This is a genomic window from Adhaeretor mobilis, from assembly GCF_007741515.1.
GTDB classification, from domain to species: domain Bacteria; phylum Planctomycetota; class Planctomycetia; order Pirellulales; family Lacipirellulaceae; genus Adhaeretor; species Adhaeretor mobilis.
The window spans coordinates 2781430-2797342 of record NZ_CP036263.1; the positions used below are offsets into that span (position 1 = coordinate 2781430).

Genomic DNA, 15913 nt, shown 5'->3' on the forward strand with positions numbered 1-15913 from the left:
AACGAATAGCCGTATCCATGCCCAAAGCACTCGCCAGCCTGTCACTCGACCTCGATAACAAGTGGTCTTACATGAAGACTCATGGCGACGAGGGCTGGGAGGCCTTCCCCAGTTATTTGGACACCGTGGTGCCGCGTGTTCTTGACTTCTTGAAGCGTCGCGATTTGACGATCACATTCTTCGTCGTCGGGCAAGATGCCGTTTTGCCAGAGAACGGTGCAGCCTTAAAATCGCTTGCAGACGCGGGTCACGAGATCGGCAATCATTCGTTTCACCACGAGCCCTGGCTGCATCTCTACAAACCCGAGCAAATCGAGGTAGAGCTCGCCCGCGCCGAAGAGGCAATTCTCTCCGCAACCGGCAAACGTCCCACCGGATTTCGCGGACCGGGGTTTAGTTTCTCGCCGCAGCTATTGAAAACGCTCGCCGCGCGCGGATATGAGTACGACGCATCGACCTTCCCGACATTTCTTGGTCCGTTGGCACGGCTCTACTACTTTTTCACGAGTGACCTCACACCGGAAGAGAAGGCGGACCGCAAGCAGCTGTTCGGAAAACTGAGCGAAGGCTTCCGTCCGCTGCGGCCTTACGTTTGGCCGGATGTGGAGCCGCCTCTACTGGAAATTCCTGTCACGACAATGCCACTCTTCAAAGTGCCGATTCATGTGAGCTACCTGCTTTACCTGGGGCAGTTTTCGCAACTTCTAGCGATGACTTATTTTCGGATGGCGTTGCGCTTGTGCCAGTTAATGAGGGTAGAGCCATCGTTGCTACTGCACCCCTTGGACTTTATGGGCGGCGACGACGATGCCGACTTGGCGTTCTTCCCCGCAATGGGACAGACGGCTGAGAAGAAGATCGATTTGGTTGGCAAGGCAGTTGACCTGATGGCCTCTCGGTACGACGTAGTGCCCATGCACAAGCATGCGGCTAAGTTCATTGGTGAACTTCCGGCAGGAAGCAGTCGAGAGTCAACATCGAAAGTTCAGCAGCGCGAGGCGGCTTCCGTATGAGTCGTGAACCGGAATCCATCGGATCTAAAACATCGAGGCGTATAAGTTACGGCAATTTTGCAGATCCGTTTGGGCTAATATGGCGAATGCTAAGTGAGGGAGGGCGCATCGGCCTTTCGACACTCACGATCGAGGCGATCTCCAAGATCGTGAAACCTCTCGATTGGGCGCTGCAAGGCCGGGAACAAAGATTGCGTGAGAGTGCTCCCAAATCTGAGCAGCCGATTGTGCTCATCGTGGGACCGCCCCGCAGTGGCACCACGCTAATCTACCAGGTGCTCGCGAAACATTGGGATGTTAGCTATTTCACCAACCGCAACGCGATGTTCCCCCGCAGTCCGGTCTCCGCCGCCAAGTTGTTCGAAAAGAGCTTCGTACCTCCCGACGGCAACTACAATAGCTTGTATGGCAACACGTCGGGACTCGCTGGCCCGAATGACGGGTTTCATATTTGGAACGAGTTTTTCGGAGAAGATCGCTACGAAATCCCCGACCAATTGCCGGAGTCACTACAGATTTCCATGCAACAACTCTTCAACGCTTGGGCGAAGATCACGCAAAAGCCGATGCTCAACAAGAACAACAGAAATACAGTCTGCATGGCCGCCCTGGCTGATTGTTTGCCCATGGCGAAGTTTATCATCATCGAGCGCCACCCTTGGTTTGTAGCGCAATCGCTCATCCAGGCTCGCAAGTGGGTACAAGGAAGTAAGAAGCTTGGCTGGGGCTTAGGCGCCGAAACCGTGCAGGGGAAAGTCGATTCGTTAGACTACGTTGATTCCGTTTGTCACCAAGTCTCCAAGTATCACTTGCAGTTGCAAAATCAAATAGCACGCATTGATCCTCAGCGAGTATTTCAAACTTCTTACGAGGCTTTCTGCGAGCGACCAGCACAGTTTGTCCAAGAGGCCAGTGCTTGGTTGCCAGCGATACCCAAGCGTGATGGGGAATCCTCGGAGTCTCTCCGGCCATTCCGCGTTTCTGATAGCTGGAAGCTCGCTGAGGAGATTGTCGAGAGGATCCAGCTTCGTTTGCCAGAGCCCAGTGTGTCGAACACGGCGTCCTCGAGTCCCTTGAGTGGACCGAATTTTGGGCGATCGTCCCACGCGGATAGTCAGAAGCGAGCTTCACTGTGAGTGAAATCTCCCACATTGAGGATTCTTCACGATCGGGGCGTATCGGAACGCTGCTCACGCTTGGGGCTGTGATCGTCACTGCTCTCGTGCTTCGCGGCTATCACCTAAACGCGCAGAGCTACAGCATGGATGAGGTGATCGAGTTGTCGATCACGTGTTCGAGCGCGTCAGAGATCATCCTCGAGCCGGATGGTTTTCCGCCCCTCTATCACTTAATACTTAAGGCATGGAATGCCTGTACGGGTGACATTCTCTATAGCCGTTGGCTATCGGTCCTTGCTGGGCTAGCTGCTGTTCTGTTTACAGGAATGCTGGGTAAAGCCGTTGGTGGAACTCGGGTTGGGCTTGCCGCAGCCGGCTTGCTTGCCGTGTCCCCGCTGCACATCTTCTTCTCGCAAGAAACTCGTGCCTACTCGCTTTACGTCGCTCTTGTTACTTTAGCCTTGTGGCTCTTCTTTGAGGCTTGGAAGACTGACGCCAAACGCTATTGGGCAGGATTTGCCGTGGCCATCGTTGCGGCCTGCTTCACACACTATTACTCAGGACTGCTTGCAGCCTTTCTGGGAGTGTTCTTTCTGGCGTGCAGAGGCAGTTGGAGTGAGAAGCGGCGCGGCCTCATCGCATTTCTGGTGGCAGCGATTGCCTGCTTCCCTGCAGTTTGGCTCTTACGCATCGATCATTCGTTTCAGTCCATCGGCTGTATGTACACGCCCTTCGATTGGCGTGCATGGGGTTATTCGGTGTATGCATCGCTCGCAGGGTTTTCGCTGGGGGCGTCTCTTAGCGAAATGCATGCCTTGGCACCCATCGAGATAATGCGGCAAGCCATTCCGTGGATTGTTTCAATTGCATGCTCAGCTGGCTGGCTGGGGTACGCTGGCTGGAAGGAACTTGCCGGCGCGCGATCTCGGTTGGCGATCTTGCTACTTGCGCTGGCCGCAATCCCGGTGATTGGTTTCCTAGGCGAACTTGCGAGTGTCGGTTACAAGGTACGCTACGTCAGCTGGACCATCGTACCCCTTTGTGTGCTCCTCGGGGCAGGCATTGCTTCAGAAAAAAAGGCTGCAAGAACTTTGACCGTTGTGGCAACCTTGGTTCTAGTTAGCTTGCAATTGCTCTCGACGTATCAGCGTGCCCACAATCCGCGCTACGCGAATGAAGAGATCTCCGCGGTGGCCGACCACATGAACTTACAAGGTTCACAACGAAATAACGTTTTTGTGCTGTCCGACTACATGTACGGACCAGTGAAATTCTACCTGAATAACAAGCTTATTCGTGATCCTCAAGAGGCAAGCGATTGGCCAATCTACGAGCTGCCGCAATCGAGTGAAGGCCGCGCCTCCCTCGACAAGAGAGAGCCAATCGACAAGGCAATTGCGGACATGAAACAGATCGCTTCGGCAGGGCCTTTCTGGCTGGTCTACACAAGAAGCTTCCATGGCGATCCCCAGGGCAAGTTCCTTGCGGCACTACAGGCAGAAGTTGAGCTCGAGGAAACGCAGTTCACCGGTGCCGTGCTGTACCAGGGTAGATTCGCTCCTTCGAGTGAGCAGCAATAAGCTTTCTACGACCCCTCCGCTTCACTCTCCAGAGGTTCGCCAGCGCATTCGGGGCTAGGGTCTGTGCAAGCGTCGCAAATGGTACGTCCTTCGGAGTCCTTCATGTTGGCAAGCCCGCCACAGCTTCCTTGTATGCGACGATTGCTCACGATGACGCCGACCGCCATAGCTGCAACGGCAACGACGAACACGATCACAGTGATTAGAAGGGTCCAGAGCATCTAGTTGTCATTCTAACCTAGCAGGTTTGCCTGTGGGCGCGAGCTTGTCAAATGCTGATGTCGCATACGCCTTCGATGGACCGTCACTAGTGCGGTGTTGGAAGAGTGCAGCCACGCCATGTTCCTCACACCAGGGGGCCCCCTTTTCTTGCCCCATGACCACCAGGGCTGTGGCTAAGGCATCGGCCTCCAAGCATGTTTTAGCAAGCACCGTCACAGAGACTCCACGATACGCCAGTGGTCGCCCAGTTCTTGGGTCGAGAATGTGTGTGTAAGCAGCAGGGCCTTTGCCTCGGAAGTTACGGTAATCGCCAGAAGTAGCCATCGCGTAGTTTGCCAACGGAATGACTCTCGTTAAGTCACGCTGCCCAACTTGCGGGCTCTCTACGCCAATCCGCCAGGCTTTTCCATCTTCTCGGACTCCACTGGCACGCACTTCGCCACCAATTTCAACCATGAAATTCACAATGCCCAAACCGTTAAGCACTTCGCACACACGATCTACCCCGAAACCTTTGGCGATGGCCGAGAGGTCGATTTCGAGCCTGGGGTTGCTCTTACTCAACATGGGAGGGCTCGTTTGGACCGCCAACTTGTCGATTCCGGTGCGCTCACGCGCTTGTTCAATCTGGTCGTCCGTAGGTTCGATCGGTGATGATTTCGGATCGTTGAGCTTCCAAAGTTTTACGAGAGGACCGACCGTGACGTCGAATGCTCCGTCGGTCTGCTGGTGGATCTCAACTGCTTCCCCAACAACGTAAGCCGTGGCGGGCGAAACACTTTGGCCGTTGGTCGAGTCGCTGGAATTGAACTGCGAAAGCTCTGACTCTGGCAAATATGTGGACATCTGCTGATTGACTTCGGAGAGCGCTGCGTCGATTTGCTCGTGCACCTTCTCACTAGAGATGACGCCATCCCCGTGGTACTTAACGCTGTAAGTGGTGCCCATCGTGCGGCCACTGAGCTTACCCATCGAGGATGCGACTGGGGGGGGAGCGCAGGATGAAGCTGTGACCAGTAAGCTAATACACAGATACGAACAGAACCGTTGCACAGATTTATCAGCGGCCTGTTGGGCCGCGGCTAGGGGAAGTGCGTCGCTCGTTGCTTAACCACCAAAGTCATCGTAGGCGATGCTCTCTTTTTCCACGCCCAGGTCATCGAGCATCTTGAACACTGCCGCATTCATCATCGGCGGGCCGCAAATGTAGTACTCGATGTCCTCAGGTGCCGGGTGGTTCTTGAGATACTCGTCGTGCAGCACTTGATGGATAAAGCCGGTGTAGCCGTCCCAGTTGTCTTCGGGCTGTGGCTCGGAAAGGGCGATGTTAAACTTGAAGTTCGGGAAGTCCTTCTCGATCTGCCGGAATTCATCCACGTAGAACAGTTCCCGCAAACTTCGACCGCCATACCAAAAGGAGACTTTTCGCTTGGTCTTGCGTTCCTTGAATAGCTCAAAAATGTGGCTGCGAAGCGGGGCCATGCCGGCTCCACCGCCGATGTACACCATTTCGGCGTCGGTGTCCTTGATGAAGAACTCGCCGTAGGGACCGGAGATCGTGACCTCGTCGCCCGGCTTCAAGCTAAAGATGTAGGAAGACATCTTTCCAGGTGGCGTTCCTTCAGGGGCGCGTGGCGGCGGGCTCGCTACGCGAATGTTCAACATGATGATGCCTTCCTCGCCCGGGTAATTGGCCATGGAGTAGGCGCGAATGACTTCCGCATCGACCTTTGATACGTACTGCCAAATGTTGTACTTGTCCCAGTCCGGGTGATACTCCTCCTCAATCTCAAAATCTTTGTAAGCGACTTCGTGGGGAGGAGCTTCAATCTGGATATAACCACCTGGCTTGAAGTTAACTGCCTCGCCAGCGGGTAGTTCGAGAACGAATTCCTTGATAAACGTCGCCACGTTGCGGTTGGACTTGACCTTGCACTTCCACTTTTTGGTCTCAAATGCTTCGGGCGGAACCTCGACCTTCATGTCTTGTTTCACGGCTACCTGACAGGAAAGCCGGCAACCCTCGCGGGCTTCTTTGTTATTAATGTGTGCTTTCTCGGTAGGCAGAATATCGCCGCCACCTTCGGTGACTTTCACCTCACATTGGGCACATGTACCGCCACCACCGCAGGCAGAGGAAACGAAGATTCCCGCATCAGATAATGCCCCCAGTAGCTTCCCGCCAGCGGGTACTTGAATTGTCTTCTGTCCATTGATTTCGATTGAAACATCGCCACTGGCCACCAACTGTGACTTAGCCGCCAAGATAACGCCCACCAAAGCGAGCACCACCAGGGTGAACATTCCTACGCCTAGGAGAACTTCAATCATTTTTAGCTCTTAGCTGAATTCGAAATATTGAACAGGAGGGAACGGAGGGAATAAAGATTCGTATCTGATGTACCTTGCCGTCAATCTACATTCCGCCGAATGACATGAAGGCTAATGACATCAGCCCCACGGTCATGAAAGTGATTCCAAGTCCCCTCAGGCCATCGGGCACGTCACTGTATTTTAATTTCTCACGGATTCCTGCCAGGGCCACGATGGCCAGCGCCCAGCCGAAACCGCTACCAAAACCAAACACGCAGCTTTCGGCAAAGTCGTAATCACGTTCCTTCATGAACAACGATCCACCCAAGATTGCACAGTTTACGGTAATCAATGGCAGGAAAATGCCCAGCTCGTTGTAAAGCGCTGGAGAAAACCGATCGAGCGCCATTTCGAGGATCTGCACCATTGCGGCAATGGTTCCGATAAAGCTAATGAGCGATAGGAACTCAAGATCGACCGTGGCAAAGCTTGAGTTGACCCAAGTGAGCGCACCTTTCTTCAGGAGGTGCTGGTAGATCAAGTTATTCAAGGGAATGGTGACGAACATCACCAGTACCACTGCATAGCCGAGGCCCAACGCTGTCTTTACTGATTTTGAGACAGCCAGAAACGTACACATGCCAAGAAAGTACGCGAGGGCCATGTTCTCTACGAACACAGACTTCAGGAAGATGTCGAGGTAATGATCCATGGCGGAAAAAGTGGACAGTGGGCAGTGGGCAGGTTTTTGCTTATGCGACTCTTGGTGTGGAACCGTTAGTGGGCCTCTTCGACCTGATCGGGTTTAAAGGTGCGGAGCACCCAAATGAACGTACCAATGATAAAGAACGCACTCGGCGGCAGGAGCATCAAGCCGTTAGGAACATACCAACCACCTTCGGCAACTGGCTCGAGTACGGTAAAGCCCCAGAGTGTTCCTGAGCCAAGCAACTCACGGAAGAAGCCGACGACAACAAGGATCAAACTGTAGCCTAGCGCGTTACCAATTCCATCGAGAGCAGAAATCCACGGCTCGTTCTTCATCGCAAACGCCTCTGCACGTCCCATGACAATACAGTTGGTGATAATGAGCCCCACGAATAGCGAGATCTCTTTCGCTATGTCGAAGGCGTAAGCCTTGAGGAACGTGTCAACAACAATCACCAGCGATGCGATGATCGTCATCTGTACGATGATGCGGATGCTGCTGGGGATGTAAGCCCTGATGAGACTCACCGCGGCGTTCGAAAAACCAAGTACAACCGTTACCGAAAGCGCCATCGCGACCGAAGTAGACAACTTATTGGTCACTGCCAGTGCAGAGCAAATCCCCAGAACTTGTAACGCAATGGGGTTGTTATTGAAAATTGGGTCGAACAACGCATCTCTAGGGCTCTTATCAGCCATTTGTTCCTCCGGATGCCGGAACTCTTAATACCGCAGCCTTCTGTGAGTCACTATTAGAGCTATTCAAATTGGAGCGGAGTGTATCAAGGTAAGGTCCAAAAGCATTGGGTCCCAGCCAATAGTGAATCATGTTGGTAACGCCGTTCGAGGTGATCGTCGCCCCAGAGAGGCCATCAACTTGGTAAGCCGCTTGATCGCTGGTCGAATCGACGGCGCCCTTGATGACAGAGAGTTCGACCTGGCCATCATCATAGACAGACTTGTCAACCCATTTCGCCTGCCAATCGGGATTCTGGATCTCTGCACCAAGACCGGGTGTTTCGCCATGGTCGTAATAGGTAATGCCGTCGACTGTGTTGATGTTTTTTTCGAGTGCGATGAACCCGTACAACGTCGACCATAGCCCCTTGCCGTAGATGGGGATGACAATTTGATTCAGCTCGCCGGATTTTCCGACCACTTTGTAAACGTAGGCGTATTTTTCGCGGCGTTTGATGCCCGCATCATCTGCATCTGCAGGAATCTTCACACTGAACTTGGGGTTCTTGGCAGCTTCGCGAGGGTCGTAGGTATTCAGATCGATCTTAACTTCATCGAGGTCGACTGGCTTGCCTGTCTCCAGGTCAATGAGCTCCTTGCGGATCGTTCCACCTTCGGCAAACAGTTCGTTCACCCTCTTGGCAGTCAGTTCATCTTTCTTCAGCAGGCCCGCCGCCATCACTACGTTCTTCTGGCGATCAAGGGTTTTGTTTGCTTCAATTGTACTCTTCAATCCCACCGCGGCGCCAGCAACTACTAGCGAGCAGGTCACGCACAATACGGTGGCCACGAGGATGGTACCGGGTACGGTGTTGACCTTTTCGCGGAGCGATTTCTCACTAGTCTTGTTGTCAGGCGGCATAGCGAGCCATCCTTCGTTTGATGTTCGCTTGGATCACGAAATAATCGATCAGCGGTGCCATGACGTTTCCGAATAGAATGGCCAGCATGACGCCTTCGGCAAAGGCTGGGTTGATCGAGCGAATCAAAATGGTCATGACACCGACAAGCCCACCGTACCACCAGCGGCCGGTTTCGGTCATCGAAGCGGAGACTGGGTCAGTCGCCATAAATACTGTGCCAAAGGCAAAGCTACCAATCACCCAGTGCCAGTGCGGCCCGAGGTTGGTGATCGCATATTCAGGGTTGCTGGAGAACATCACAAGGAGTGAAGACATCGCCGTGGCACCCAGAAAACAGCCAGCCATGATTTTCCAAGAGCCGATCCCCATGCCAATGAGTATGGCAGCCCCGATCAAGCAAGCAATCACTGATGTTTCACCCATCGAACCGGGTATGTATCCCACAAAGCAGTCCCACCAGGAGAAATCGGTGAGCGTTTGGACCGAAGGCAGAAACCCTTCGGTCGCGTCTTGAACTTTGAAAGTGCCCATCGCTCCCAGCGGTGTTGCGCCAGAAACTCCGTCAGCGGCCGTCCACACACCAACGCCTAGCTCCTCCGTGCCCGGTGTGGGAACGCGCTTCACGCCTGACATGTACGTGGGAAATGCGAAGTACAGAAACGCCCGCCCCGTGAGTGCCGGGTTGAGGAAATTCTTTCCTGTTCCGCCGAAGATTTCTTTACCGATCACGACGCCAAACGCAATTCCCAAGCCGGCTTGCCATAGGGGCGTGCTAGGTGGGAGCGTGAGCGGGAACAATGCACTTGTAACCAGGAAACCTTCATTGATCTCATGCCCGCGGACGATGCTGAAGATCGCCTCCAGTGTGCCACCTACTGCTAACGTCACCAAGTAGATCGGCATCCAAAACAGGAATCCGTAGAGGAAGTTGCTGAGGAAGCTCTCAGGGTCGTGTTCCAATCCTAGCGACGACATGACCGGCTCACGCCACGTTTCAATCGGCTGAGCATCGGCGGCAATGGCTAGGTTGGCTTGATAGCCCGTATTGTGACATGCCATGAAGAAGCAGGGGAGCAGTGCGATCACTACGATCGACATCATTCGCTTCAGGTCCATCCCGTCGCGCACATGAGCAGCCGTATTGGTGACGTCACTGGGCGTGTAGAGGAACGTATCGATCGCCTCATACGCAGGATAGAGCCGTTCGAGCTTGCCGCCCTCGCTGAACGTTGGATGCAGTCGGTCGAGTAATTTGCGAAGCACGGTGAGCATTTATCCTTCGTGTTCAATCCGAGTGAGGTTTTCACGCAGGATCGGGCCATACTCGTATTTGCCCGGGCAAACGAAAGTGCAGAGTCCAAGGTCTTCTTCCGCCAACTCGAGGGCACCAAGCTGTTGAGCATTTTCGGTGTCCTCAACAATGAGCGACTTTAACAGTGGCGTTGCGATCAGATCGAGCGGCATAACTTGTTCGTACATGCCGATGGGCACTATCGCCCGTTGGCTGCCGCCGGTGTTCGTCGTAAAGCGGAAGCGTTTTCCTTCACCGCCAGTCCAAGCAGAGGAAAATATCCGGCGGATGGAAAACTTTTCTTCGCCCGGCAACATCCATCCGACGAACTCGCGCTGGTTGCCTTCGGCTAACAACGCTACCTGGTTCGCAAAGCGACCGAGATAGTTGGCTGGCGACGTGGCCGTCCGACCTGAAAGCACGGAACCGGAGATCACCCGAACTTGCTGATCCCCAGGCAACTCGACTTCGCCTGCGGTGAGTTCTGCGAGTGAGGCCCCCAGACGCGTTCGTACTAGGCGTGGGTTCTTCGCTACAGGGCCGGCGATTGCGATTGTTCGTTCCGTGAAAATCTTGCCGTGCAGGAACAAATGTCCGGCGGCCACCACGTCTTGATAGCCGATATGCCACACGACTTTGTTGCGATCTACCGGATCGAGCAGATGGATGTGAGTTCCTGCGAGGCCCGCGGGGTGGGGGCCGTCGAAGGCGTGGAATTCCGCGGCAACTTTGCTTTCGCCGGGGATTTCGGAACCCGCACGTCGGCACACGTAAGTCTTGCCATCGGTCAAAGCACTCAACGCTTCGATGCCTGCGATGAACTCAGCCGGGTACTTGGCGAGCATCACCGCCGGGTCAGCAGCCAGCGGGTTAGTGTCCATGGCTGTGATAAACAGCGAGTGGGGAATGCCATCGATGGCCGGCGTCTTGTTGTAGGGACGCGTTCGCAGGGCGGTCCACAACCCGGCTGCGACCAGCTGATCGCGGACCTTGTCTCGCTCCAGGCGAGCAAGATTATGATCGGGAAAGGTCGGGAAAGTGACTTGGCTCGTTTCAGAGGCCCCGTCTCCGTCGACCTCAATCACCAGGGACTCGAATTTGCGTTTTGCCCCTCGATTGATTGCCACCACCTTGCCCGCGGCAGGAGCGGTGAACTTCACGCCGGGCTGCTTCTTGTCCTCAAAAACGATCTGACCTAGTTTGACGCGATCGCCCTCAGCCACAGCCATGGTGGGTTTCATGCCCACATAGTCGTCGCCAAGCAGAGCCACCTGCGTGATGGTGGGCCCATCGGAAATCGTCTGCTCAGGCTCGCCAGCAATGGGCAGATCGAGGCCTTTTTCAATACGCGTGACGGTCGTCATGACGAGGGCGGGGGGAAAGAACGGCTAGTGTTATGGGGTTTTGGCGGTTAAATAGCCGCCAAATGCCCTAGTTTTCGACTGCGGGCTGACCTTGTGAATTTTTTCACAATCCGTCACGCAAGTCAATAACCTTTTGCCAAGTAAGGATTTCGGGAGAGTGCTTAGGGCTGGCTGGTCTAGAGCTGGGGTAGAGAACCGCTCAGGACACGAAAAGGACAAAGTTGTGTTTCCAATACGCTAGCCAAATGCAATCCGGCAAAGGACCGAAGAAACTCACACCTTGGTTTTGTCGAGTTTGGATTTGCCGAACGGTTGGCCTTGGCCGAGCCGCTATCTGCAATGGATAAATCCACATGGGATGCGTTTCATTCCGACTTCTTTATTTCTTAGCGTTCTTTGCGCACTTAGCGGTTCAAAAAACAGTGCGACTGGCGCTATACTCCACCAAATCACCAGCCGGTTTGTTTATCACGAGTGCAAACACGATGAAGATTCATGAATATCAGGCCAAAGAGCTTTTCCGTAATGCAGGCATAGCCGTTCCGGAAGGCCACGTGGCGACAACTCCCGAAGAGGCAGCCGCTGCCTACAAGCAGCTCGGTGGCGAAATCGCTGTCGTGAAGGCACAGATTCATGCCGGAGGTCGCGGCAAGGGTACGATCAAAACTAATCGCGACCAGCGCGGCGTACAGCTAGTGCGTAGTGCAGAAGAGGCCTCTTCTGTAGCCGAAGCCTTGCTCGGCAAAGAGCTGGAGACCATTCAAACCGGTCCGGCCGGCAAAAAAGTCAAGCAAGTATTCGTGGAAGCGGGTTGCGATATTGATCGCGAACTGTATCTCGGCATCGTCGTCGATCGCGCATCTGGCTTGCCTGTTCTCATGACTTCAGAAGAAGGCGGCGTGAACATTGAGGAAGTCGCCGAAAAAACGCCCGAGCTGATCTTCAAGGAGGCGTTCCATCCGGACCAAGGTTTACAGAAGGAGCAAGTTGAAAGCCTCTGCAAGAAGCTGAACATCACTGGCGACAGTGTTGCCAGTGCGAATGACCTGATGACAAAGCTCTGCAAGCTGTTCGTGGAACTCGATTGCAGCATCGCGGAGATCAACCCGCTAGTCGTGACGAAATCGGGCCAAGTGATGGCGCTCGACGCGAAGGTCAACTTCGACGACAACGCCTTGTTCCGTCACAAGGAACTGCTCGAGTTGCGAGACCTCGACGAGGAAGACCCCGCCGAAGTACGCGCTGGCAAGGCGGGACTCAGCTACGTGCAGCTGGAGGGCAACATCGGCTGCCTCGTCAACGGAGCGGGCCTTGCCATGAGCACGATGGACCTTATCAAGCTGCATGGTGGCGAGCCGGCCAACTTCTTGGATGTAGGTGGCGGAGCGCAGACCGAGCAAGTCACCGAAGCGTTTCGTATCTTGTTGGGCGACAAGAATGTGAAAGCCGTGCTAGTGAACATTTTCGGCGGTATTATGCAATGCACCACGATCGCCAATGCCGTGCTGGAAGCGTACAAGCAAGTTGGTTTCAACGTGCCGTTAGTAGTCCGATTGGAAGGCACGGAAGTCGAAGAAGGTCGCAAGATCCTTGCCGAAAGCGATGTAGATATCATCACCGCTGAAGGCCTGACTGACGCCGCTGAGAAAGTCGTCGCTGCCGCGAATGCTGCCTAGCGCGTTGGCGAAGACAAGAATAGTAACTCAAAAAACCACGGAGGCACGGAGGACACCGAGATCGTATTCGGTTGGGAGTCAAACCCTCCGTGCTCTCCGTGCCTCCGTGGTTCAAAAATAACAAGAGCGAGCAAATGTCGATTTTAATCAATAAAGATACCAAACTAATTTGCCAAGGCATCACCGGCCGTGCGGGCGAGTTTCACTCCAAGAACTGCCTCGAATACGGCACCAAGCTTGTCGGCGGTGTCACACCGGGTAAGGGCGGCCAAGAAGTGCTCGGCCTGCCGGTTTACGACACCGTGAAAGAAGCCGTCGAGAAGGACGGCGCTGATGCGAGCATGATCTTCGTGCCGCCTGCTTTCACGGCCAATGCGATACTGGAAGCTGTCGACGCGGGCATCAAAGTGATTGCCGCAATTACCGAGGGCGTTCCGGTGCTCGACATGGTGCGCGTCTACGACAATATTAAGGATCGCGACGACGTCCACCTCATCGGCCCCAACTGCCCCGGCGTTATCACTGCCGACGAGTGCAAAATGGGCATCATGCCGGGCTACATTCACAAGAAGGGTATCGTGGGCGTGATGAGTCGCAGCGGTACGCTCACTTACGAAGCCGTTTGGCAACTCACGAACCTGGGCCTCGGTCAAACCACCTGCGTTGGGCTCGGTGGCGACCCAATTGTCGGCACGTCGTTTATCGATCTGCTGAAGATGTTCCAAGAAGATGACGAGACTGAAGCGATCATGATGATGGGCGAAATCGGCGGCACTGCAGAAGAAGAAGCCGCCGCATTCGTGAAAGAACACATCACCAAGCCAGTCGCCGCCTTCATAGCGGGCCGCACGGCACCCCCCGGCAAACGCATGGGCCACGCCGGCGCAATCATCTCCGGCGGCAAAGGCACCGCAGAGGAAAAAATTGCCGCGTTAGAAGACGCCGGTATCGAAGTCGCCCAAAGCCCTGCCGACATGGGCACGGCGACAGAGCGGGCGATCAAACGGTCGAAGGGTTGATCGCAGGCAGGATCGGCTGTTGGTAGGCGGCACGTATCTACTCTGAAAGGTACCGTTTGCCGGGCCTTCCCGAGGGAAAACACACCATCGCTGTGGTGCTTCATGGGAACGTGCATGAAATGCTGACAGTCGATGGCAAATCAATCGAGCCGGTGACCGAGGTCACGCAGAATCAAATCGCTTACTTCCTTTGCTTCATCAATTGTTGGATCAGCTCTTTCACGTCCGGCTGGACTAGTTTCACGCCGCCGCTGATGGTCGCCTTCGCGATCGAGCCGGCAATCAAGTACAAGAAGCACAGGCAACCGTAAGCGCCTACGCGAAACAGGTGGGGAGACATCTCTGCTCTGTTGCCGTCGATTTCCACTTCAAACGGCTCTCCGTCTGCAGGGGCAATTCTCTCGATAAGGGCTGGTGCCTCTTCGGCAGAGATGACGCCGGCAATGGAGATCAGCACCCACAGGGCCACGCAAACTCCAACGAACAACAGCGTCATGCTGGCGAGCAGGCGGAAGAGAGTCACCGCGTTGAGGTCGCTCGAAGTCGAATTGTGCTCGTTCTCTCGCATCGATCTCAATGCCTCGCTGTTGGTGTTTTCTATAGTCCCTTTCAATTATAGCACGAGAATGAGTGCTCTTAGGAACAGCGAAGGCGGGCCATTCGTGCGGAGATTGCACGGTTTTTTTGTAGGGCGAGAGTCTAATCAGTACGATATGCCTGCACGCACAAACACCGTGTCGTCGAGCTGGGTTTCAATCGCTGGCCGTTCGAATTCGAGCTTGCGGTAGAACACGTACCCGAATTCCAGGTGGTGGGACAAGCCACCGATGACCTTGCGCTCGATTCCCGTGATCAACCGTAAGTCACTGTAGTTAGCCGTGTCGAGCATACCGGTCGAAGGCCGCGTAATCGACCAGACGCCGCCACCGAATTCCCCGCCAACGTAGAACCATCGCTGGTCATTGGGCTGGCTGCCGGCAAGTTGCCAGGCGGCACGCGGACGGGGGAAAATCAGCTCGTACTTGGTGGCATCGTCGGGCGTGTAGATCAAACCGGCAGCCGGTAGCAGGTTTGTGCCGGCCCGATTGAGGTACACAGCACCAAAAATCCACTTGGCAGCCGGTGACGACTCGTAAACGCCGAGCAATCGTCCGTTTACGCGAATGGCATCGCCGGAGTCCTGATCGAAGTCGCTGTAGTAGCCCACGGAAACGGCCGCATCCATCGCCCAAGGGCCAGCGCCAAAGCGTCGCAAGTGTCGGAACTCGGTAGACACATCATAGACGCGGCTTGGAAGGTCGTTGCTCGCTGCGTTATCAAAAAAGTGAATGCCGAATCGTGGCGTCACCAGCAATGGAGTATCGATTCTCAGAAACGGAAATCCCAGCACGACACTCGTGTCGAGGTCCGTTACGCCGAGGGCGTCTGGATCGTCTGTCAATGTCGGTGCCCAGGTGCCCGACATTCGAATCTTCTGGAACACCCCATTGCGAGTGCCTGGTGGCAACTGTGAGCCCGGAGTTTGGGTCGCTTGCGGATCGACTAGCTCAGTACCGTTAGGAATCGTCTGCGTATTGAGTGAAGCCGTTCGAATGGGCGTAGTGTCTAGGGGAACCAACTCATCGAGCATGATGATCTCGCTCGTCGAGGTCACCCCAGTTGGTGCGGTGCGAGTCGGCAGTACGGATTGTCCAACCGATTTGTAGCCCGATGCGCTCGTAGCACGAACGGCCGAAGTCCCCACCACCGGATTGCTTTGCAAGAGCGTGCCATGCGTAGCGCCCGGAATGACCTTGGGCAGGTAGCTCCCATCCCAACTCACGTTGGAGTCGTCCTCTTGAGCAATGCAGCTTCCCGCTAAGCCATTTGCAGTGGCTAGCGCAATCCACAAGACGAATCGTAGGAGGCGTAGGTGAGACTGTTTGGTAGGCAAGTCGATATCACAAAGTAGGGTACTGCCGAGCGGAGCGAGGCATACCATGAACGAAGGGCGTGGTATGCCTCGCGG

The 15913-nt window shown here is 54.8% G+C and carries 15 protein-coding genes; 5 read left to right on the forward strand and 10 right to left on the reverse strand.

What is annotated here, in order from left to right; genetic code table 11:
- Positions 1 to 17: 17 nt before the first annotated feature.
- The 3 genes from HG15A2_RS10955 to HG15A2_RS10965 are packed head-to-tail and all read left to right on the forward strand — an operon-like array spanning position 18 to position 3711.
- A complete protein-coding gene (locus tag HG15A2_RS10955; protein WP_145060294.1) occupies positions 18 to 1013 on the forward strand; it encodes a polysaccharide deacetylase family protein in 996 nt (331 codons plus the stop codon).
- A complete protein-coding gene (locus tag HG15A2_RS10960; RefSeq protein WP_145060295.1) occupies positions 1010 to 2149 on the forward strand; it encodes a sulfotransferase in 1140 nt (379 codons plus the stop codon). Before HG15A2_RS10955 ends, HG15A2_RS10960 begins: the two co-directional genes overlap by 4 nt.
- On the forward strand, positions 2146 to 3711 hold the full coding sequence (locus HG15A2_RS10965; protein WP_145060296.1) for a glycosyltransferase family 39 protein: 1566 nt from the start codon (positions 2146 to 2148) through the stop codon (positions 3709 to 3711). The genes HG15A2_RS10960 and HG15A2_RS10965 overlap by 4 nt, the downstream gene beginning before the upstream one ends.
- A gap of 5 nt (positions 3712 to 3716) precedes the next feature.
- Here HG15A2_RS10965 and nqrM read toward each other — a convergent pair whose 3' ends face one another.
- The 8 genes from nqrM to HG15A2_RS11005 all read right to left on the reverse strand — a co-directional run bounded on the left by nqrM (position 3717) and on the right by HG15A2_RS11005 (position 11210).
- Entirely contained in the window at positions 3717 to 3932 is a 216-nt protein-coding gene (nqrM, locus tag HG15A2_RS10970) for a (Na+)-NQR maturation NqrM (protein ID WP_145060297.1), read from the reverse strand.
- Positions 3933 to 3939: 7 nt separating this feature from the next.
- Positions 3940 to 4905, reverse strand: a complete 966-nt coding sequence (locus HG15A2_RS10975) for an FAD:protein FMN transferase (RefSeq protein WP_145060298.1) — start codon at positions 4903 to 4905, stop codon at positions 3940 to 3942.
- Between the two features lie 135 nt (positions 4906 to 5040).
- Positions 5041 to 6264, reverse strand: coding sequence for an NADH:ubiquinone reductase (Na(+)-transporting) subunit F (gene nqrF / locus HG15A2_RS10980; RefSeq protein ID WP_145060299.1), 1224 nt, complete (start codon positions 6262 to 6264; stop codon positions 5041 to 5043).
- 85 nt (positions 6265 to 6349) lie between these two features.
- Positions 6350 to 6958: an NADH:ubiquinone reductase (Na(+)-transporting) subunit E gene (gene nqrE / locus HG15A2_RS10985; protein ID WP_145060300.1), complete on the reverse strand. Its 609-nt coding sequence runs from the start codon at positions 6956 to 6958 to the stop codon at positions 6350 to 6352.
- A gap of 65 nt (positions 6959 to 7023) precedes the next feature.
- Entirely contained in the window at positions 7024 to 7653 is a 630-nt protein-coding gene (locus tag HG15A2_RS10990) for an NADH:ubiquinone reductase (Na(+)-transporting) subunit D (protein WP_145060301.1), read from the reverse strand.
- A complete protein-coding gene (locus HG15A2_RS10995) occupies positions 7646 to 8554 on the reverse strand; it encodes a Na(+)-translocating NADH-quinone reductase subunit C (RefSeq protein WP_145060302.1) in 909 nt (302 codons plus the stop codon). Before HG15A2_RS10995 ends, HG15A2_RS10990 begins: the two co-directional genes overlap by 8 nt.
- Positions 8544 to 9827 carry an NADH:ubiquinone reductase (Na(+)-transporting) subunit B gene (locus tag HG15A2_RS11000; protein ID WP_145060303.1) on the reverse strand — a complete coding sequence of 428 codons (1284 nt, stop codon included), beginning with the start codon at positions 9825 to 9827 and terminating at the stop codon, positions 8544 to 8546. The genes HG15A2_RS10995 and HG15A2_RS11000 overlap by 11 nt, the downstream gene beginning before the upstream one ends.
- On the reverse strand, positions 9828 to 11210 hold the full coding sequence (locus HG15A2_RS11005) for a Na(+)-translocating NADH-quinone reductase subunit A (protein ID WP_145060304.1): 1383 nt from the start codon (positions 11208 to 11210) through the stop codon (positions 9828 to 9830).
- Between the two features lie 485 nt (positions 11211 to 11695).
- Between HG15A2_RS11005 and sucC the strand changes: the two genes are divergently transcribed.
- Positions 11696 to 12886, forward strand: coding sequence for an ADP-forming succinate--CoA ligase subunit beta (gene sucC / locus HG15A2_RS11010; RefSeq protein ID WP_145060305.1), 1191 nt, complete (start codon positions 11696 to 11698; stop codon positions 12884 to 12886).
- Positions 12887 to 13020: 134 nt separating this feature from the next.
- A complete protein-coding gene (gene sucD, locus HG15A2_RS11015) occupies positions 13021 to 13905 on the forward strand; it encodes a succinate--CoA ligase subunit alpha (RefSeq protein WP_145060306.1) in 885 nt (294 codons plus the stop codon).
- Between the two features lie 181 nt (positions 13906 to 14086).
- Here sucD and HG15A2_RS11020 read toward each other — a convergent pair whose 3' ends face one another.
- Together HG15A2_RS11020 and HG15A2_RS11025 are read right to left on the reverse strand one after the other, a co-directional pair.
- Positions 14087 to 14473, reverse strand: coding sequence for a hypothetical protein (locus HG15A2_RS11020; RefSeq protein ID WP_145060307.1), 387 nt, complete (start codon positions 14471 to 14473; stop codon positions 14087 to 14089).
- A 135-nt stretch (positions 14474 to 14608) separates the two neighbouring features.
- Entirely contained in the window at positions 14609 to 15886 is a 1278-nt protein-coding gene (locus HG15A2_RS11025; protein ID WP_145060308.1) for a DUF6268 family outer membrane beta-barrel protein, read from the reverse strand.
- Between the last annotated feature and the right edge of the window lie 27 nt (positions 15887 to 15913).